Origin of the sequence: Paraoerskovia sediminicola, from assembly GCF_030296575.1 — a bacterium.
GTDB lineage: Bacteria > Actinomycetota > Actinomycetes > Actinomycetales > Cellulomonadaceae > Paraoerskovia > Paraoerskovia sediminicola.
This window is the reverse complement of record NZ_AP027729.1, coordinates 2,777,010-2,796,387: the sequence shown is the minus strand read 5'-3', so window position 1 is coordinate 2,796,387 and position 19,378 is coordinate 2,777,010. Positions and strand designations below refer to the sequence as shown.

Sequence of the window (19,378 nt, the reverse complement as noted above, 5' to 3'; positions counted from 1 at the left end):
GGTCAGGACTGGGGTGTCAGGACTGGGAGGTCAGGAAGGGGACCCGCATCTCGGTGCGGGTGAGCGAGCCGTGCACCCCCGTGAGGGTCAGTGATGCGGCGCTCTGGCTGGCGGAGTCGACCACGGTCGCGCGGCGCCGCATGGCGACCACCACGTCGCCCGGCACCTCGCGGACGTGCGCGGAGACCGGACCGAACCACCCTGCCGCCACCGCTTCGTCGCGCGTCACCACGAGCGCGGCGTCGCCGAGCACCTGGGTCCAGCGTTCGCGGACCTGCGCGACGTCGTCCGACGCCACGTAGAGGTGTGTCGCGCGGGGCTCACCTGCGACCATCTGCACGCCGCGCGAGAGCTCGGGCTCGGCGGCGACGTCCCAGCGCTCGGTGAGGTCGACGTCGATCATGCCGTGGTCCGCGGTGACGAGCAGGAGGGTGCCTCGGGGCAACCGCCGGGACAGGTCGGCCAGCTCACGGTCGAGCGCCTCGAGCGCGTCGCCCCACTGCCAGGAACCCCAGCCGCGGTGGTGGCCGACCTTGTCGACGTCCCCCCAGTAGAGGTAGGCGAGCCCCGGCTCGCGCAGGGCCCGGACCACCGCGTCGACCCGGCCCGGCAGCGACTCGGCCGCGACGTACGTACCGCCGCGCAGGGCGGCTCGCGTCATGCCGGAGCCCGCGAAGCGGCGGGGCCCGACGGACGTCACGCCGAGCCCGGCCGAGGCGACACCCTGGAGCACGGTCGCCTCGCGCTGCAACGACTCCGGCTCCCCCGCGCCGTCCCACGAGACCATGTTCGCGAGGGCGCCGGTCTCGGCGTCGCGCTGCGTGTACCCGAGCATCCCCGTGCGCCCGGGGCACGTCCCGGTGCCGAAGGTCCCCATCGCCGCGGCGGTCGTGCTCGGGAAGCTGGAGAGCAGCGGCTCCGAGCCCGCGAGGAGGGAGCGCAGGAACGGGGCGTGCCCGGCCCGTTCCGCCAGGTTGTCGTGGCCGAGGCCGTCGACGAGGACCACGCACACCCGCTCGACGTCCGGGAGGCCGAGCGATCGCTGCGCCTCGCGGCTCCGCCCGCCGGGCGTGAGGTCGATGCCCAGCGCGCCCGCCGCCGCCGGCAGGACGGATGCCAGGGAGCGCCCGTCGTAGGACGGCGCGACGAGGTCGTCGGGGAGGTCCCCGAGAACTGCGGCCGCGCCGGGGACGCCGGTCATCGGCGTGCCGACACGCTGCTCAGCTCGGACAGCCGACGGGCGAAGTCGGTGGCCGACCGGACCGCGTCGAGGCCCTCGGCCGCGGCGCTGACCCGGACGACCACGTCGTCCGGCGTGATCTGGCCCGTCATCCCGTGGTCGGCGTCGCAGCTCGGGTCGGGGCACTGCGCCGGCTCGAGGTCGACGCGCGAGACGCTCCCCCACCCGATCGCCAGCGTCATCTCGACCGCGAGGTCGCCGCTGCGGTGCCGCTCCGGCTCCTCCATGACGTGCGTGAGGGTCACCGAGCGGAGCTCGGACAGCGGCACCGACTCCGTGGTCGCCGCGGCGGACGCCGACGGGTGCTCGCTGTCCGCGGGGTGGTCGTCGACGTGCGCCGAGACGAGGCGCGTGGGCGTCAGCACGAGGACCGTCAGGTGACGACGCACCTCGGAGGCGTCGAAGGTCGTCTCGGCGTGGACGAGGTGCGTGACGACCCGCTCGTCGCCGAGCGCGACCTCGAGGACGTCGCGCACGAGCTCGGGGTAGTACCCGGCCTGGCGCAGGTCGTCGTTGAGCGGTCGGCGGTCGGCGGAGATCCTGGGGGCACCGCTGCATTCTTCCACCCGCGGCCCGGCGGTCGCCAACCGCCGGGCGTCACTGGGGAAGCGCCCGACGCAGGGCGTCCGCGCGATCGGAGTCCGCGAGCCTGACCCGCGCGGTCAGGACGCTGCACTCACGGTCGGAGACGAGCACCGGGTAGAGCTCGAGGCGTCGGAGCTCGGGCAGCTCGTCCGCCATCACCGAGACGCGGGCGACCAGGTCCTCCAGCCGCGCGACGTCGGCGACCGGGGCTCCGTGGTACCCGAAGAGCCTCGGGGCCGCCCGGATCGAGCGGACCATCGACGAGACGTCCGTGGCGGTCAGCGGCGGGATCCCGAACGTCACGTCGTCGAGCAGGTCCGTCGCGTCGCCGGCGAGGCCGAACGAGACCACGGGCCCGTACAGGTGGTCCTCGGTGCTGCGCACGACGCACGCGACCCCGATCCCGGCCATATGCTGCACCTCGAACGGCGGGCCGTCGGCACGCACGGCGGGCACGAGGTCGGCGACGGCCTGGGCCATGTGCTCGACGTCGGTCCGGAGCTCGTCGGCGTCGGCGATGTCCAGGCGCACGGCCCCCAGGTCCTGGCGGTGGCGCAGGGCGCCCGCGGTGTGCTTGAGCGCGACCGGCCAGCCCAGCTCCTCCGCGGCGCGCACCGCCTCGTCCGCGTCCCAGACCTGACGCGAGGGCCACACGTGGATCCCGTAGTGGCCCAGGAGCCGCGCCGCGGTGGCGTCGTCGAGCTCGACCGTCCGGGGCTCGCCCGGGCCCCGGTCGGGGCCCGGTGCAGCTCCTCGACGACGAGCGCCTTCGCGGCGCGGGTGGCGATCCCCGCCGGTCGTTCGAGCGGGGTGTGGTCGTCGCTGCGCCAGCGCGCGTATCGGGCCACCGCTCCCAGGGCCTCGGCGGCGTCCTCGGCGGTCGAGTAGGCGGGCACGTGGCGCACCACCCCGTCGGCGTCGGGGGCCGCGAGCTGGTCCACGAGACCGTGGAGCCCGAGCATGCAGGCGACGGTCGTGCGGCCGGAGTCCGCCGCGGCACGGGCGATCGCCCGGGAGGCGGCGAGCGAGGGCGGTCCGAGCGTCGGGATGTTGACGGCGATGACCGCGTCGCACGCCCCGGGCGCGTAGAGCGCCTCGAGCGCCCCCTCGACGCGGCCGAGGCCGGCGTCCTCGGGCAGGAACCGCGAGCAGTCCGCGACCTCGAGGCCTACGGACACCAAGATCTCGGCGACTACGGCCGCGAGCGAGGCCGCGCTCGCCAGGATGCCGACCCGGCGCCCCTCGGGGAGCGGCTGGTGCGCGAGGAGCTGGGCGATGTCGACGAGCTCGTGGGTGTTCTGGGCGTGGATCACGCCCACCTGGCGCAGCATCTCGTCGAGGGTCCGGCGAGGCGTGCGCGTCGCGCGCACGGTGTGCCCGGGAGGCACGACGTGGCCGGAGCGCCCCGCGGTCGCCACGACGACCGGCTTGACGCGTGACAGGCGCCGGGCGATGCGGCTGAACTTGCGGGGGTTGCCGATCGACTCGAGGTGCAGGGCGACGACCTTCGTCGCGGGGTCGTCGTACCAGTACTGCATGAGGTCGTTGCCGGACACGTCCGCACGGTGCCCGGCCGAGACGAAGCCGGAGACCCCGATCCCGCGGCGCAGCACGGTCGCCAGGAGGGTCACGCCCCGGGGCGCCGACTGGCAGAACAGCCCGACCTCGCCGGCGGGCGGGACCTGGGTCGCGAGACCGACGTTCAGCGAGCGGCCGCCCGCCTGGGCGACGAGTCCGAAGCTCGCCGGACCGAGGACGCGCATGCCGGCCGCGTGCGCGACGCGCAGGAGCTCGCGCTGGGCCGCGAGACCGTCGGGGCCGGTCTCGGCGAACCCCGCGGACACGACGACGACGCTCCGCACGCCGCTGCTGTCGAGACCTCGGACCGTCTCGATGACGTCGGCGGGGCAGGCCGAGAGCGCCGCCAGCGTGACCGTGCCCGGCACCTCGGCGACGGCGGACCACCGACGGACGAGGCGCCCCGGCAGGCGGTCGGTGACGCTCGTCGGGATCCCGACGACGTGACAGACCACGTCGGAGCCCACGACCCCGGCCACGACCTTCGCGGCGGCGATCGCCTCCCCCGTGAGCGCGACGTGGTCCCCGGGCCCGACGACGAGGACCTCCTCGGCACCCAGCAGCAGCTGGACGCTGCGCGACTCGGCGCGGTGCTCGCGGTCGGCCATGACCTCGCGCGACCGGTCGGTCGGGTCGAGGTCGACGCCCACCTGGACAATCCCGTCGTCGAGCTGCTGCCTGAGCTCGTACCCGGCCTCCCGGAACACCGCGATCATGCGCCCGTTCTGCGGCAGGACCTCGGCGGTGAACCGCCGCACCCCGACCTCGCGCGCCGCGGCGGCGAGGTGCTCGAGGAGCACCGACCCCACGCCGCGACCCTGGGCGGCGTCGGCGATGTTGAACGCGACCTCGGCCTCGTCGGGCTCGACCCGGTCGAACCGCCCGATGCCGACGATCTCCTCGCGCCTGACGTCGGCGTCGCCGACGACGGACCGCACGACGACGAGCGCCACCCGGTCGTGGTGGTCCACCTCGGTGAACCGGCGAAGGTCCCGCTCCGAGAGCCGGTCCATGGAGACGAAGAACCGCAGGTACGTCGACTGCTCCGACTGGGCGACGTGGAACCGCTGGAGCGCGTCGGCGTCGTCGGGACGGATCGGACGCAGGTGCGCGGTCGACCCGTCGCGCAGCACGACGTCCGCCTCCCACTCCACCGGGTATCGAGCGTCGACGTCCACCACCCCAGGCTAGGGGAAGCGTCGGACCCAGGAGGGGCAGGCTCCGGTCCGGCGCCGGTGCGGCGCGCGTCACCCGCGGTGTCGGCATCCTCGCGTAACCTGCCCTTCGCACGACCGACGACGGCTGACGAGGAGCACGACGGCAGATGGCACGCAAGGCAGCGAGCGCCCCCATCGACCCGAGCGAGGTCGAGGAGACCATCGTCGACGTCGACGTGGCGACCGAGATGGAGGGGTCGTTCCTCGAGTACGCCTACTCCGTCATCTACTCGCGCGCCCTCCCGGACGCCCGCGACGGCATGAAGCCGGTGCAGCGACGCATCCTGTACCAGATGGCCGACATGGGCCTGCGCCCCGACCGCGCGCACGTGAAGTCGGCACGCGTGGTCGGCGAGGTCATGGGAAAGCTCCACCCCCACGGCGACAGCGCGATCTACGACGCGCTCGTGCGCCTCGCGCAGCCGTTCTCGCTACGGCTCCCGCTCGTGGACGGGCACGGGAACTTCGGCTCGCTCGACGACGGTCCGGCCGCCGCCCGGTACACCGAGGCGCGCCCGGCGGCGTCGTCCTTGGCGATGACGACCGGGCTCGACGAGGACGTCGTCGACTTCGTCCCCAACTACGACAACAAGCTCACGCAGCCCGAGGTCCTGCCTGCCGCGATCCCGAACCTCCTCGTCAACGGGGCGTCGGGCATCGCGGTCGGCATGGCGACCAACATGGCGCCGCACAACCTGGTCGAGGTCGTCGGTGCCGCGCGCCACCTCCTGCAGAACCCGGACGCGACGCTGGACGACCTGATGCGGTTCGTGCCCGGCCCCGACCTGCCGAGCGGCGGCAAGATCGTCGGTCTCGACGGGGTGCGCGACGCCTACCGCACGGGGCGCGGGACGTTCCGCACCCGCGCGACCGCGAAGATCGAGAGCATCACGCCGCGCCGCAAGGGCATCGTCGTCACGGAGCTTCCGTACCTCGTCGGCCCCGAGAAGATCAAGGAGAAGATCAAGGAGGGCGTCCAGAACAAGAAGCTCTCCGGGATCTCCGACTTCAGCGACCTCACCGACCGGACGCACGGGATGCGCCTCGTCATCGAGGTGAAGAACGGCTTCAACCCGGAGGCCGTCCTGGAACAGCTCTACCGGTACACCCCGCTCGAGGACTCGTTCGGCATCAACAACGTCGCGCTCGTGGAGGGCCAGCCGCGCACCCTGGGTCTGCGCGAGCTCGTGCAGGTGTGGGTCGACCACCGCGTCGACGTGGTCCGCCGGCGCAGCGAGTTCCGCCTCGCGAAGCGCAAGGACCGGCTGCACCTGGTGGAGGGCCTCCTGCTCGCGATCGTCGACATCGACGAGGTCATCCAGGTGATCCGCTCGAGCGACGACGCCGCGACGGCCCGCACCCGCCTCGAGACGGTCTTCGACCTCTCGGAGGCGCAGGCCACCTACATCCTGGACCTCCAGCTGCGCCGGCTCACCAAGTTCTCGCGGATCGAGCTCGAGAAGGAGCAGGCCGAGCTGCTCGAGGAGATCGCGCGCCTGGAGGAGATCCTCGGCGACCCCGCGGTCCTGAAGGCTGTCGTCGCGGGCGAGATGGACGACGTCGCCCGCGCGTACGGCACGCCGCGGCGCACGATCCTGCTGGACTCCGCGGGCGGGTCCGTCGGCTCCGCCGCGGGCGCGGCGCGCGCCAAGGCCTCCGCGGTCCCGCTCGAGGTCCCGGACTCGCCGTGCCATGCGCTGCTGTCCGTGACGGGCCTCCTGGCCCGGACGTCCGACGCGGACGAGCTCGTGCGGGAGGGCCGCCGCGCGGCCCACGACGCGGTCCGCGCCGCCGTGACGACCACGGCCCGCGGCGAGGTCGGGCTCCTGACGAGCGCGGGTCGTGTCCTACGGCTGTCGGTCCTCGACCTGCCGGCGCTGCCCCCGACGGACGGCCCGCCGAGCCTGTCCGGCGGCGTCCCGCTCAGCGAGATCGTCTCGCTCGACAAGGACGAGTCGCCGATCACCCTCGTGAGCCTGTCGGACGACGCCGCTCCCCTCGCGATCGGCACCCGCCTCGGCGTGGTCAAGCGGGTCGCGCCCGGGGACGTGCCGCGCGGCGACGAGTGGGACGTGATCCGCCTCAAGGACGGCGACGTCGTCGTCGGCGCCGCGCCGGCGGACGACGTCGACGAGGTCGCGTTCGTCACGAGCGACGCGAACATCCTCCACTACGCGGCCGAGCTCGTCCGTCCCCAGGGTCGGACGGCGGCCGGCATGGCGGGCGTGAAGCTCGCCGCGGGTGCCGAGGTCGTCGCGTTCGGCGTGGTCGAGGCCTCGGTGCGCGACCTGGCTCGCGTGGTGACGATCGCCGGCTCGGCGGGGGCGCTGCCCGGCACCCAGAGCGGGTCGGCCAAGGTCACACCGTACGAGCTGTACCCGTCGAAGGGACGCGCCACCGGCGGTGTCCGCGCACAGCGCTTCGTGCGTGGCGAGGACGCGCTGATCGGCGCCTGGGTCGGTCAGGGCCCGCCGCGTGCCGTGGGCTCGGGCGGCCAGCCGCTCGACCTGCCGGCCGACGACGACCGTCGGGACGGGTCGGGGACCCCGCTGGGGTCGACGGTCGCCGGGATCGGCTGAGCGACCCCGTCACCGCCGGTCGACGGGCCCTTCGTCGTCCACGGACGAACGGCTGAGCGAACCCGTCACCGCCGGTCGACGGACCCCTTGTCGTCCACGAACAGGTCGAGGAGCCGGGCCAGCGCGGCGACGTCACGCGGGTCCCAGGTGCGCGTGATCCCGCCGAGGCGGGCGAGCCGGAACTGCGACGCGCGCTCGGCCAGCACTCGCCCGGCCGCGGTCGCCTCCACGACGGACGTCCGCCGGTCGGCGCCCGAAGGACCGCGCGTCACGGCCCCGGCCTTCTCGGCGCGGGTGACGAGCCGGCTCGCGGTCGAGTGCGCGACGTCGAGCCGTTCTGCGACGTCACGGATCGTCGAGCCCGTCGGCGCAGCGTCGTGCCCGCTCGTGACGGCATCCAGCACGAGGAGCGTCGACAGCTCGACGGGCGACCCGGCGTCGTCGAGCACGGCGGGCGTCTCGATGAACCGCCGCAGCCGCATCAGGGATCGGTCGAGCCGCTCGAGGTCGCGTCGCCCGGTGGCGTCCATGTCAGGCACTTCTCTCTCGTTCATATGTGTATAGTACATAGTATTAGTTCGCGGGCACGGCCCGTGCGTCGAGACGAGAAGGAGCTCACCGTGGCGAAGATCCTGGTGACCGGTGCGAGCGGCAACGTGGGTGCGGCGGTCGTGCGCGCCCTCACCGAGGCAGGCGTCGAGCACCGCACGGCGGACCGCCACGTGCCGGCCGGGACGACCGACGCCGTCGCCTTCCACTTCACCGACCCGTCCACCTGGTCGGCGGCCTTCGAGGGCGTCGAGTCGCTGTTCCTCGTGCGACCGCCCGCGATCGGCAACGTGCGGCGCGACCTGCTGCCCGCGGTCGCCGCGGCGCGCGACGCAGGTGTGCGGCACGTCGTCTTCCTCTCGCTGCAGGGCGCGGAGAAGAACAAGGTCGTCCCGCACGCCAAGGTCGAGTCGTGGCTGCGCTCCTCCGGCATGACGTGGACGTTCGTCCGCGCGTCGTTCTTCCACCAGAACCTCTCCACGACACACGTCTCCGACATCCGGGACCGGGACGAGATCCTGATGCCCGCCGGCCACGGGGCCACCGCGTTCGTCGACGCCGAGGACGTCGGTGCGGTCGCTGCGGCCGCGCTCACCGACCCGTCCGCGCACGCCGACCGCGCGTGGACCGTCACGGGCCCCCGCGCGCTGACCTACGACCAGATCGCCGCCATCCTGACCGACGAGCTCGGCCGCCCGGTCCGCTACCGGCGCGCCGGGATCCTGCGCTACGCCCGGCACGCACGGCGCGTCCTCGGCATGCCGTGGGGAATGGTCGTGGTCACCACCGCGATCTACTCCACCGCCCGCCTCGGCATGGCGGCCGGGCTCACCGAGGAGGCCCGCACCGTCCTCGGGCGCGAACCGATCGACTTCGCCGCCTTCGCCCACCGGGAACGCGCCGCCTGGCTCCCGTCCCGCTGATCCCAGCTCCCTGATCCACGCCGACCGTTCGACCCCTGGAGGTCACCAGTGAAGCTCGCCCTCATCGGATCCACCGGCCGCACCGGCCGGCACACGCTCGCCGCGGCGCTCGACCGCGGCCACGACGTGACGGCGCTCGTGCGCGACCCCGCGAAGATCCCCGCCGAGGCGCGCGACCGCGTCCGGGTCGTGGTCGGCGACTCGACGGACCGCACTACCCTCGCCGACCTCCTTCAGGGAGCGGAGGCCGTCGTGTCCGCGCTGGGCCCGACCGACAAGCAGCCCGACCTCCACACGCGGACCGCCCGGGAGCTCGTCGGCCTCATGACCGCCACGGGCCCGCGCCGGTTCGTGGGCGTGAGCGGGGCCGGGATCGACGTCCCCGGGGACCTCAAGGCCCCGAAGGACAAGGCGATCAGCTGGCTCATCAGGACCCTGGGCGGGGACGTCGTCAAGGACAAGCCCGCCGAGCACGCGGTCTGGGCCGCGTCGAGCCTGGACTGGACCCTCGTGCGGCCACCGCGCCTGGTCGACGGGACACGCTCGACGGCGCCGCTCGAGCACGACGCGCACCGCTCGACGCGGTCGACGTCGATCACCCGGGCAGACCTCGGGGCGTTCCTCGTCGACGTCGTCGAGCAGGACCTGTACCCGCGCACCGCGCCGTTCGTCGCCACGCCGCGCCGCTGAGCAAAGTCGTGCACCGGGCGCCTGATGCGGGTCGCTCGCGTGCCCGGTGCGCGCGGAGCGAGCGACCGGCGCGCGACGGGCAGCGCACCGAGGAGGCGCGCGACCGCCGTCAGACCTCGATCGTGTGCACCATCGAGCCGTCGAGCTTCTCGTACCCGAGGCTCGCGTACAGCCCGTGGGCCCCTGACGGGTTCTCGGTGTCGACGTCGAGCTCCGCGAACTGCATGCCGTCGGCACGGTACGCCCGCATCGCGGCCTCGAGGAGCGCCACCGAGAGCCCGAGCCCGCGGTGGGTGCGTCGGACCCCGAGCAGCTCCGTGAACCCGGCGGTGAAGCCCTGGGCCTCCCAGTTCTGCTCGTAACGCCCCGAGATCAGGTACGCGGCGACCAGAGGTGCGCCCTCGCCGCTCGACGCGTGCGCGTCCTGCGCCCCGTCGACCGTCGGGCGCTCGTCCCGCTCGTCGAGCACCGCGAACGTCCACGTGGGCGCGAACGTGCTACGCCCGTGGCGCCAGTTCTCCCGGGTCGTGGGCTGGCTGCCCCAGTGGTCGCGGAACGCGTCGTTGTGGGCGAGACGCATCGCGTCGTCGATCTCGTCGGACCAGGGGACGAGGCGGAGCCCGTCGGGCAGCTGGACGTCCGGGACGTCGTCCGCCAGGTCGCGACGCAGGTTCGCGTAGTAGCGCCGGACCCGGAACCCGGCCCGCTCGAGGAGGTCCCGCTCGGCGGCGGGGCCGGACTCGTCGGTGTGGGTCTCGATCCGCGCCGGCAGCGTGGTCCCGGAGGCGACCAGCACCTGGCGCGCCCGTGCCGTCATCCAGTCGACGAGCGGGCCGCCGATCCCCCGGTCGCGAGCCATCGGGTGGACCCCGCCGTGCACGATGACCTTCTGCAGCGTCGCCGCGCCCTGGACGAGCTCGACCGTCGCGTACGCGCAGACGACGCCCGCGTCGTCCACCCCGACCAGCGTGTCGTGGTCCAGGTCCTTCCACTCTCCCGTGAGCTTCTCCGCGGACTCAGCGGCCGTCGTCCGGAACCTAGCGCCGTCGGTGAGCTCGATCGCCTCGACGAGCCCGTGGAGCAAGGTCGCGTCGTCGACGCGCAGCGGCCGCCAGCGCAGGTGTGCGGGGAGCTGGGGCAGCGCGTCGGGGGCGTCGGCACGCCGGCTGATGGGGGCGAGGTCGTGGGGCATCCTCCGAGCCTAGGGGCACGAGCGGCGACGCGACGGTCGAACGGCGCCACGCCGTCCGACGGTCGGTGGACGCCCGAACCTCGAGGCGGGGCCGCGACCTAGACTCGGACCATGCCTGACGCCGTCCTCGCCCCCGTTCCGCTGCCCTGCTCGACGCGCTGAACAGCCGCGTCGTCGTCGCCGACGGCGCGATGGGGACCATGCTCCAGGCGCAGGACCTCACCCTCGACGACTTCCAGGGGCTCGAGGGCTGCAACGAGATCCTCAACGTCACGCGGCCCGACGCGATCGGCGCCGTGCACGACGCGTACTTCGAGGTCGGTGTCGACTGCGTCGAGACCAACACGTTCGGGGCCAACTGGTCGAACCTGTCGGACTACGACATCGACGACCGCATCACCGAGCTCGCCGAAGCCGGCGCCCGGATCGCCCGCGAGCGCGCGGACCACTGGTCCACAGTCGACAAGCCGCGCTGGGTGCTGGGGTCGATGGGGCCGGGCACCAAGCTGCCGAGCCTCGGGCACACGACCTACCAGAACCTGAAGGACACGTTCGGGCTCCAGGCCAAGGGCCTCGTGCAGGGCGGCGCGGACGCGATCCTCGTCGAGACCAGCCAGGACCTGCTCCAGGCAAAGGCCGCCGTCAACGGGTCGCGGGCCGCGATGGCCGAGCTCGGGGTCCGGGTCCCGGTGTTCGTCTCGGTGACCGTCGAGACGACAGGCACGATGCTCATGGGCTCCGAGATCGGCGCGGCGCTGACCACGCTGCAGGCGCTCGACGTCGACGCGGTCGGGCTCAACTGTGCGACGGGCCCGCAGGAGATGAGCGAGCACCTGCGCCACCTCGCGAAGCACTCCCAGATGCCCGTGACGTGCATGCCGAACGCCGGGCTCCCGGTGCTCGGCAAGGACGGCGCGAGCTACCCGCTGCAGCCCGCCGAGATGGCGGCGGCGCACGCACAGTTCGCGCGCGAGTTCGGGCTCGGTCTCGTCGGCGGCTGCTGCGGCACGACGCCCGAGCACCTGCGCCAGATCGTCGAGGCCGTCGGCGGTCAGGCCGTCGAGCCGCGCTCCCCGAGCGTGAGAACGGCGTGGCCAGCCTCTACTCGCACGTCGACTTCGCGCAGGACTCCGCGTTCCTCGCGATCGGCGAACGCACCAACGCGAACGGCTCCAAGGCGTTCCGCGAGGCGATGCTCGCGGGCGAGTGGGACGAGTGCGTGCAGATCGCCCGCACCCAGACCCGTGAGGGCGCGCACCTGCTCGACGTGTGCATCGACTACGTGGGGCGGGACGGCGTCGCCGACGTCCGCGAGATCGTCTCCCGGTTCGCGAGCGCCTCCACGCTCCCCCTCGTCATCGATTCCACGGAGCCGGACGTCATCAAGGCGGGCCTGGAGCTCGTCGGTGGCCGCGCCGTCGTCAACTCGGTGAACTTCGAGGACGGCAACACCCCGACGTCGCGCTTCCAGCGGATCATGCCGCTCGTCAAGGAGCACGGCGCGGCCGTCATCGCCCTGACGATCGACGAGGAGGGTCAGGCCCGGACGACGGAGACCAAGGTCGCCATCGCGTCGCGCCTCATCGACACGCTCGTCGACGACTGGGGCATGCGGCGCGACGACATCGTCGTGGACACGCTGACGTTCCCGATCGCGACCGGCCAGGAGGAGACACGGCGCGACGCGATCGAGACCATCGAAGCGATCCGCGCCCTCGTCGCGAAGTACCCGGGCGTGCACACGACCCTCGGCGTGTCGAACGTGTCGTTCGGTCTCAACCCGGCGGCACGCACCGTGCTCAACTCGGTGTTCCTGCACGAGTGCGTCCAGGCCGGCCTCGACTCGGCGATCGTGCACGCCGCGAAGATCCTGCCGCTCAACAAGATCCCCGACGACCAGCGCCAGGCGGCGCTCGACCTGGTGTGGGACAAGCGGGTCTACGACGACGCGGGGACGCTCGTCCACGACCCGCTGTCGCACCTGCTCGATCTCTTCTCAGGCGTCGACTCCGCGGCGCTCAAGGACCAGCGGGCCGCCGAGATGGCCGCGCTGCCCGTGGGCGAGCGCCTCGCCCGACGCATCATCGACGGCGAGGGCAAGGGCCTGGAGGCCGACCTCGACGAGGCGCGGGCCGGCGGGACCAGCGCCCTGCAGATCGTCAACGACCACCTGCTCGAGGGCATGAAGGTCGTCGGCGAGCTGTTCGGCAAGGGCGAGATGCAGCTGCCGTTCGTGCTGCAGTCGGCCGAGGTCATGAAGGCCGCGGTCGCGCTGCTCGAGCCGCACATGGAGAAGTCGGACGACGCGGGCAAGGGCACGATCGTGCTCGGCACCGTGCGCGGCGACGTCCACGACATCGGCAAGAACCTCGTCGACATCATCCTCACCAACAACGGCTACGACGTCGTCAACATCGGCATCAAGCAGCCGATGGCAGCCTTCATCGAGGCCGCGCAGGAGCACGACGCCGACGTCATCGGCATGTCCGGCCTGCTCGTGAAGTCGACCGTCGTGATGAAGGAGAACCTCGAGGAGCTCAACGCCCGCGGCCTCGCCGGCCGCTGGCCCGTGCTCCTCGGCGGCGCGGCGCTCACCCGCACCTACGTCGAGGACGACCTCGACGCCGTCTACGAGGGTCAGGTCCGGTACGCGCGCGACGCGTTCGAAGGTCTGCGCCTCATGGAGCCGCTCGTGCGCATCGCGCGGGGCGAGTCGCCGGACGACGTCGGGCTCCCCGCCCTGAAGAAGCGGCGCCACGCCGTCGTGCGCCCCACCGAGACGGCGGACGAGGACCTGCCGGCGCGCTCGGACGTCGCCGCCGACAACCCGGTGCCGACTCCCCCGTTCTGGGGCACGCGCGTCGTCAAGGGGATTCAGCTCGCGGAGTACGCGGCGGTGCTCGACGAGCGCGCGACGTTCCTCGGGCAGTGGGGGCTCAAGCCGGGCCGCGGCGACGACGGCGCCTCGTACGAGGAGCTCGTCGAGACCGAGGGTCGCCCGCGCCTGCGCGAGTGGTTGTCCCGCATCCACGCCGAGGGCATGTTCGACCCGTCCGTCGTCTACGGGTACTTCCCCGTGTGGTCCGAGGGCGACGACGTCGTCGTCGCCCACCACGACGGGCCGGACGGCGGCTCCGGCGGCGAGCCCGGGACCGAGCGGTTGCGCTTCACGTTCCCCCGGCAGCGCCGCGACCGGCACCTGTGCCTCGCGGACTTCGTCCGGCCGCGCGAGTGGTGCGAGGCAGAAGGCCGCTTCGACGTGCTCGGCGTCCAGCTCGTCACCGTCGGCGACAGCGTCGACCAGCACACCGCGAAGATGTTCGCCGCGAACCAGTATCGCGACTACATGGAGCTGCACGGGCTGTCGGTGCAGCTCACCGAGGCCCTCGCCGAGCGGTGGCACACGCGCGTGCGCGAGGAACTCGGCTTCGCCGACGAAGAGCCGGCCGAGGTCGAAGGGCTGTTCAAGCTCGACTACCGCGGAGCCCGCTTCTCCCTCGGCTACCCCGCGTGCCCCGAGATGGAGGACCGCCGCAAGGTCGTCGAGCTGCTCCGGCCCGAGCGGGTCGGGGTCGTACTCTCCGACGAGCTGCAGCTGCACCCCGAGCAGTCGACGGACGCGTTCGTCTTCCACCACCCGGAGGCGAAGTACTTCTCGGTGTGAGGACGGTCGGCGTCAACCGCCCTCATGGTTGCTCGCCCCGGCCCGGAACGCCGTACGGACGTCCGCCAATCTGCGACCGTCCGGGAGCCTCCAGAACATCCAGCCGTTGCTGAAGCGGCCACTAACATGCTTGGCCGCACCGCTCGGAGTGCCGAACTGGCTGTCCCCGACCCGAAGCAATCCGGTTTCCGTCACCACGGCGGTCGCCCCTGCCCACTGTCCCCTGGCCACGAGCTCGACCCCAGGGGTGAGGAGATCGGCAGCGACAAGCTGTTTGACCGCTACGTCGGCTGCCTCCGTGACTGGGGCGTCGAGAATCTGCCCAACATGACCGTCAGGGACCGGCCATGTGCGAAGCAGCGCACCGGCCATCGCCGTCGTCCGCTCATCGATAAGGTTCTCGTCCCAGCCTTCCTGCGAGACCTCGCGCACCCTGCGGTTCATCAGGAGCACGTCGTAGGTCGAGAGCTTGGCCCACTTTCCGCGCTCACCGAGCCACGGGCCGTTTGAAACGGACGAGTTCAAGGACTCGGTGATGAGCGTCAGATTTCCCATGCGGTGTACGTGTTGATCACGCTCCACCTCTGCGGCCAACCCGTCCACGGGCCAGTGGACCTGCCAGCGCTGCGGCAGTAGGTGTTCGATCGGATACGCCCGTCGCGAGACCTGGCCGGCGTCGAACCTCGACCTGTAGTCATCCTCGACCGCTTCGAGAAACATCCTCAGCCGTGCGCGCGGGTAGCGACGATAGGCGTTCTCGAACTGCAGGGCTTGAATCACCTCCAAGTCTCCCGGCCAATAGGTCGTCGAAACCCTCAATCGGGCGACGTAGTCAGCGACCTGTTTCCCGAGCACCTCGGGTTCCGTCGATCGGTGCACCCGAATAACGTCCGCGACGACACGGCCCATGTTGGACAGCGACAGCCTGAGCAACATTCGGCGTACGAGCCAACTCTCGACGGTACGCACCACCTGATCGATCACGGCTTGGGGCAGTTCACGGCCCGGCTCGTGCAGCCAGAGCAGGATGGGTTTGAGAACCTCGACACCGGACGCATGCATCCGGTAGAAGCACATCTCCACACACGAGAGCTCACGGTCGGGTCCGCTCGCAGCGAGCGTCCATCGCTCGTACAGATCAGCCTGCTGCTTGATCTCGCGCAGCAGCTCGCTCATCGTGCTCGAGGTGCCATGCTCGACGTAGTGCTTGAACAGAGCAAACGTCTGTTTTGTCGAGACTTCTGCCGCCGTGCGCGACGTCAACCACTGGTTGAGAAAAAGTGACGACCGAGACATCAAGAGTCGGCCGACAGAAATCTCGTGCTCCCAGAATGACCGCTCGAAGGGCCAGTCCTCGCGGTAAACCTTCTGAGTGTCGGCACCCTCGGCGTCCAGCCGCTGAAAGACGAAGTTCTTGATGAGATCGGCCGCTGTGAGGGGCGTGCCACGAGCGTTGAGCGTCTCGAATATCTCCTGCGAGTTCTCGGTCGCTCGGAGGTCGATCACGACGAGTTGCAACCCTTGCTTCAGCACGCCCGCCAAGATCTCCGCACGCCGAGCGGCCGTCGGCCGGGCTTCGCCCGAGCTCGCCGGCTCCCTGTCGAGCCACTCCGCGATCCGGGCGAGGAAAACGCGTGTGCGCGGGCGATCTTCGAACCCGTGTGCTTGAGGCTCGCATACTCGATCGGCTGGCTGGCGTTCATCACCTCGTCGAACGCTGACCGATCCTTGTTCGTATGGCGGATCTTGAGCTGCTCAGCACGATCCGGGACGAAGTTTGAGGAATTGTGCGTCAAGGAATCGAGCTGGGCCGCAAGGTTGTCGATCCCGCGCTCCTCGAACACTGCGGCTGCAGCGTCAAGGACGAGCTGAAGCGTCGTAAGCCTCTGTTGGCCGTCGATGACGTTTGAGGCTGGCACGGCGCCGGTCACCCCACCGTGGGCCTGAAGAACAACGGCTCCAAGGAAGTGGGCTGCACCCGAGGCTTGGTCGGCCAGGTGCACTTCCGCGAGCCTTTCGAGGTCTTGCCACAGGGGTTGCCACTGGTCGTCCTCTTCCCACACATACGGCCGCTGGAACAGCGGCACTAACAGGTGCTGCGGCAGGTTGAAGATCTCCATCGGCGTACGGACGTTGGTCTCCATCGCGCTCCTCGTCGGCTCTGGTGTTCAACCGTCACGGTAGTCCAACGAATCCGGGCGCATGGCGCTCCTTGCGGCCCGCAGCGGCGTGTCAGCCAGTTCGCTCGCGCCCCCGGCGCGGGCTGCGGCCGGTCAGTCGGTGGGGCCCCAGTCTCGAGCACGCTCAATGCCGATCGTCGTGTCGTCACCGTGCCCGGTGTGGACGACCGTCTCGGCGGGCAGAGCGAACAGTTGCGACTTGATCGACGCCTCGAGCGTCGGCAGGTCCGAGAACGACCGGCCGGTCGCCCCCGGGCCACCGTCGAAGAGCGTGTCGCCGGTGAAGACGCATCCGAGGTCGGGCGCGTACAGGCAGACCGCTCCCGGCGCGTGGCCCGGTGTGTGCAGCACCCGGAGCGTCGTCCCCGCGACCTCGATCGTCTGACCGTCGGCGAGGTCCCGGTCCCATCGGGCCTCCGCGTGGGTCAGCTCCCACAGTGGGCGGTCCTCGGGGTGCAGCAGGATCGGGGCGCCGGTCCGCTCGCGGAGGGCGGGTGCCACCCGCACGTGGTCGTCGTGGGCGTGGGTGCAGACGATCGCGGTGACGGTGCGCTCCCCCACGACCGCAAGGACGTCGTCGACGGAGTGTGGCGCGTCGATCACCACGCACTGAGTGTCGTCGCCGACAACCCAGATGTTGTTGTCGACGTCGAACGTCTCGCCGTCGAGGGAGAACGTCCCGCTCGAGATCGCGTGATCGACACGCACGGCGCCGGTCACAGGACCACCACCGATCGCAGGACGTCGCCCGTGCGCATGCGGTCGAACGCCGCCTCGACGTCGTCGAGGCCGATCTCCTCGGTCACGAACGCGTCCAGGTCGAGCCTGCCCTGCCGGTAGAGGTCGACGAGCATCGGGAAGTCGCGGCTCGGCAGGCAGTCGCCGTACCAGCTCGACATGAGTGCGCCGCCACGGCCGAAGACGTCGATGAGCGGCAGGTCGGGGACCTTCATGTCGGGCGTCGGGACGCCGACCAGGACCAGGCGTCCGGCGAGGTCGCGGGCGTAGAACGCCTGCTTCCACGTCTCGGGGCGCCCGACAGCCTCGACGACGATGTCCGCGCCCTCGGCGCCCTCGTACGTCGCGGCGCAGATCTCCTTGATCGCCTCGACCGGGTCCGTCGTCGACGAGTCGACCACGTGGGTCGCGCCGAGCGCCTTCGCGGCCTCGAGCTTCTTGGCGTCGAGGTCGACCGCGATGACCGGCGACGCCCCCGACAGGGCTGCCCCGGCGACGGCCGCGACACCGACCCCGCCGCACCCGATGACGGCGACAGACTTGCCGCGTGTCGCTCCTCCGGTGTTGATCGACGCACCGATGCCGGCCATGACCCCGCAGCCGAGGAGCCCGACCGCCGCCGGACGCGCGTCCGGATCGACCTTGGTGCACTGACCGGCCGCGACGAGGGTCTTCTCGGCGAACGCGCCGATACCCAGCGCCGGCGAGAGCTCCGTGCCGTCCTCGAGGGTCATCTTCTGGGTCGCGTTGAGCGTCGCGAAGCAGTACTTGGGCTCACCGCGCTTGCAGGCCCGGCACTCGCCGCAGACGGCGCGCCAGTTCAGGACCACCGAGTCGCCCGGTGCGACCTCGGTGACGTCCGCGCCCACGGCCTCGACGACCCCCGAGGCCTCGTGGCCGAGCAGGAACGGGAACTCGTCGTTGATGCCGCCGTCCCGGTAGTGCACGTCCGTGTGGCAGACGCCGCACGTCAGGATCTTCACCACCGCCTCGCCCGGGCCGGGGTCCGGGACCTGGATCGTGACGGTCTCGACGGGCGCCCCTTCGGAGCGCGCGATGACGGCCTGGACCTTCTGCATGGGGTTACCTCCGGGGTCGGGTCCCGTCCCGGCAGGTGCTCCGGGACGACGCTCGACGGTATCCCGTCGCCCGGGTCCCTACCGGGTCGCGCCCAGCGCAGGTGCCATGCCCAGCTCGCGCCGACGCTCGAAGCTCTCGACCAGCGAGACGACGGCCGCGGCGACGGGCACGAGCACGAGGTTGCCGATGAGCATGGTGCGCAGGAACGGCAGCCCCGCCACGTAGCTCGCCGCCAGCCCTTCGATCCCGGCCGGGTAGAAGGTGCCACGGGCCAGCAGCCAGACCCCGGCGTTGGTCCACAGGTAGAACCACACCGAGGCTCCGGCGCCGAAGCCCAGTGCGGTCCAGAACCGGTGCCGGTCGGCGAACCTCGGCGCCAGCAGCGCCCCGAGCCCGACGACCGCCCACGCCGACCAGGTGAAGATCCACACCGGTCCGTTGCCGAGGAGCAGGTCGCTCACGACGGCCACGACGAGCGGGACGGCGAACGCGAGCCGGTTGCGCAGGAGCAGCGCCCCGGCGAACGTCGCTGCCGTCACGAGCTCGAGGTTCGGTGGCGCACCGGCGTCGGCCCGCACGAGCCGCCAGACGATCGCCATGGCCACGAGCAGCAGGACGACCGCGGGCCGCCACCAGCGTTCGCGCAGGTCGTGCAGACTCAGAACGTGTCGAGCTTCCATACGATCTCGTCACCGTCCTCTGTCTCCAGCACGCCCGCACCGACCTGGGCGAACTCGTCGTTGACGTACAGGGCCCAGAACTCGTTCGCCGCGTCGTCCGCCGCCTGGCCGTCGATCGCGGTCACGTAGGCGTTCTCGCCCTCGCCGGTCACCTCGGCGGTCGGGTCCGCCTCGAGGAGCAGCTCGAGCGCCGTGCTCCCCGTGCGTCCCGTGTACGCGAACTCGACGGCATCCGCAGCGTCCGGTGCATCGGTCGCCTCGGACGTCGCTGCCGGGTCGGCGCCGTCGGTGGCGGAGACCTCAGGAGCCGCAGACGCCGCGTCTGCCCCGGCCTCGGTGTCGTCGCCCGCGCACCCGGCGAGCAGCCCGACGACGAGCACGGCGGAAGCGAGCGCGGCGGCCCGCCCTCGGGTGGTCGCGTCGCGGAGGGTCAGGGATGTAGTCCGTGTAGTCACAGGGGCGATCCTACGGACTCGGCCGAAG

14 protein-coding genes and 2 pseudogenes are annotated in these 19,378 nt (G+C 71.8%); 4 read left to right on the top strand and 12 right to left on the bottom strand.

Translation table 11 applies throughout. The annotated features are described in order from the left end of the window. Positions 1-16: 16 nt before the first annotated feature. The 4 genes and pseudogenes from QUE47_RS12935 to QUE47_RS12920 all read right to left on the bottom strand — a co-directional run. Positions 17-1,201 (bottom strand): alkaline phosphatase family protein, encoded by a 1,185-nt coding sequence (locus QUE47_RS12935; RefSeq protein WP_286217629.1) that lies wholly within the window; start codon positions 1,199-1,201, stop codon positions 17-19. Further along, positions 1,198-1,806, bottom strand: a complete 609-nt coding sequence (locus tag QUE47_RS12930; RefSeq protein ID WP_286217627.1) for a DUF5998 family protein — start codon at positions 1,804-1,806, stop codon at positions 1,198-1,200. The genes QUE47_RS12935 and QUE47_RS12930 overlap by 4 nt, the downstream gene beginning before the upstream one ends. Before the next feature lie 31 nt (positions 1,807-1,837). Beyond that, on the bottom strand, positions 1,838-2,479 hold the full coding sequence (locus tag QUE47_RS12925) for an acetate--CoA ligase family protein (RefSeq protein WP_286217626.1): 642 nt from the start codon (positions 2,477-2,479) through the stop codon (positions 1,838-1,840). A gap of 668 nt (positions 2,480-3,147) precedes the next feature. Beyond that, a pseudogene (locus QUE47_RS12920) lies at positions 3,148-4,536 on the bottom strand (GNAT family N-acetyltransferase); the annotation flags it as partial. Between the two features lie 191 nt (positions 4,537-4,727). Between QUE47_RS12920 and QUE47_RS12915 the strand changes: the two are divergent. Further along, on the top strand, positions 4,728-7,199 hold the full coding sequence (locus QUE47_RS12915) for a DNA gyrase/topoisomerase IV subunit A (RefSeq protein WP_286217625.1): 2,472 nt from the start codon (positions 4,728-4,730) through the stop codon (positions 7,197-7,199). Between the two features lie 65 nt (positions 7,200-7,264). Here QUE47_RS12915 and QUE47_RS12910 read toward each other — a convergent pair whose 3' ends face one another. Continuing rightward, positions 7,265-7,753 carry a MarR family winged helix-turn-helix transcriptional regulator gene (locus QUE47_RS12910; protein ID WP_286217624.1) on the bottom strand — a complete coding sequence of 163 codons (489 nt, stop codon included), beginning with the start codon at positions 7,751-7,753 and terminating at the stop codon, positions 7,265-7,267. 66 nt (positions 7,754-7,819) lie between these two features. Between QUE47_RS12910 and QUE47_RS12905 the strand changes: the two genes are divergently transcribed. Beyond that, a complete protein-coding gene (locus QUE47_RS12905; protein WP_286217623.1) occupies positions 7,820-8,671 on the top strand; it encodes an NmrA family NAD(P)-binding protein in 852 nt (283 codons plus the stop codon). 48 nt (positions 8,672-8,719) lie between these two features. Next, the gene (locus tag QUE47_RS12900; protein ID WP_286217622.1) at positions 8,720-9,361 is read left to right on the top strand and encodes an NAD(P)-dependent oxidoreductase; all 642 of its coding nucleotides are present in this window, start codon (positions 8,720-8,722) and stop codon (positions 9,359-9,361) included. Positions 9,362-9,470: 109 nt separating this feature from the next. Here QUE47_RS12900 and QUE47_RS12895 read toward each other — a convergent pair whose 3' ends face one another. Then, positions 9,471-10,553 (bottom strand): GNAT family N-acetyltransferase, encoded by a 1,083-nt coding sequence (locus QUE47_RS12895; protein WP_286217621.1) that lies wholly within the window; start codon positions 10,551-10,553, stop codon positions 9,471-9,473. 146 nt (positions 10,554-10,699) lie between these two features. On the opposite strand from QUE47_RS12895, the pseudogene metH reads away from it, so the two are divergent. Then, positions 10,700-14,217, top strand: a pseudogene (gene metH / locus QUE47_RS12890) (methionine synthase). Between the two features lie 12 nt (positions 14,218-14,229). Here the strand turns inward: metH and QUE47_RS12885 are convergent. The 6 genes from QUE47_RS12885 to QUE47_RS12860 all read right to left on the bottom strand — a co-directional run bounded on the left by QUE47_RS12885 (position 14,230) and on the right by QUE47_RS12860 (position 19,350). Next, the gene (locus QUE47_RS12885; RefSeq protein WP_491018459.1) at positions 14,230-15,762 is read right to left on the bottom strand and encodes a GmrSD restriction endonuclease domain-containing protein; all 1,533 of its coding nucleotides are present in this window, start codon (positions 15,760-15,762) and stop codon (positions 14,230-14,232) included. Next, a complete protein-coding gene (locus QUE47_RS12880) occupies positions 15,744-16,361 on the bottom strand; it encodes a DUF262 domain-containing protein (RefSeq protein WP_286217620.1) in 618 nt (205 codons plus the stop codon). Before QUE47_RS12880 ends, QUE47_RS12885 begins: the two co-directional genes overlap by 19 nt. Before the next feature lie 129 nt (positions 16,362-16,490). Then, positions 16,491-17,117: an MBL fold metallo-hydrolase gene (locus tag QUE47_RS12875; RefSeq protein ID WP_286217619.1), complete on the bottom strand. Its 627-nt coding sequence runs from the start codon at positions 17,115-17,117 to the stop codon at positions 16,491-16,493. After that, the gene (locus tag QUE47_RS12870) at positions 17,114-18,214 is read right to left on the bottom strand and encodes an S-(hydroxymethyl)mycothiol dehydrogenase (RefSeq protein ID WP_286217618.1); all 1,101 of its coding nucleotides are present in this window, start codon (positions 18,212-18,214) and stop codon (positions 17,114-17,116) included. The genes QUE47_RS12875 and QUE47_RS12870 overlap by 4 nt, the downstream gene beginning before the upstream one ends. Before the next feature lie 78 nt (positions 18,215-18,292). Beyond that, positions 18,293-18,895 (bottom strand): DUF6580 family putative transport protein, encoded by a 603-nt coding sequence (locus tag QUE47_RS12865; protein ID WP_286217617.1) that lies wholly within the window; start codon positions 18,893-18,895, stop codon positions 18,293-18,295. Beyond that, the gene (locus QUE47_RS12860; RefSeq protein ID WP_286217616.1) at positions 18,874-19,350 is read right to left on the bottom strand and encodes a DUF4430 domain-containing protein; all 477 of its coding nucleotides are present in this window, start codon (positions 19,348-19,350) and stop codon (positions 18,874-18,876) included. Before QUE47_RS12860 ends, QUE47_RS12865 begins: the two co-directional genes overlap by 22 nt. Positions 19,351-19,378: the final 28 nt, after the last annotated feature.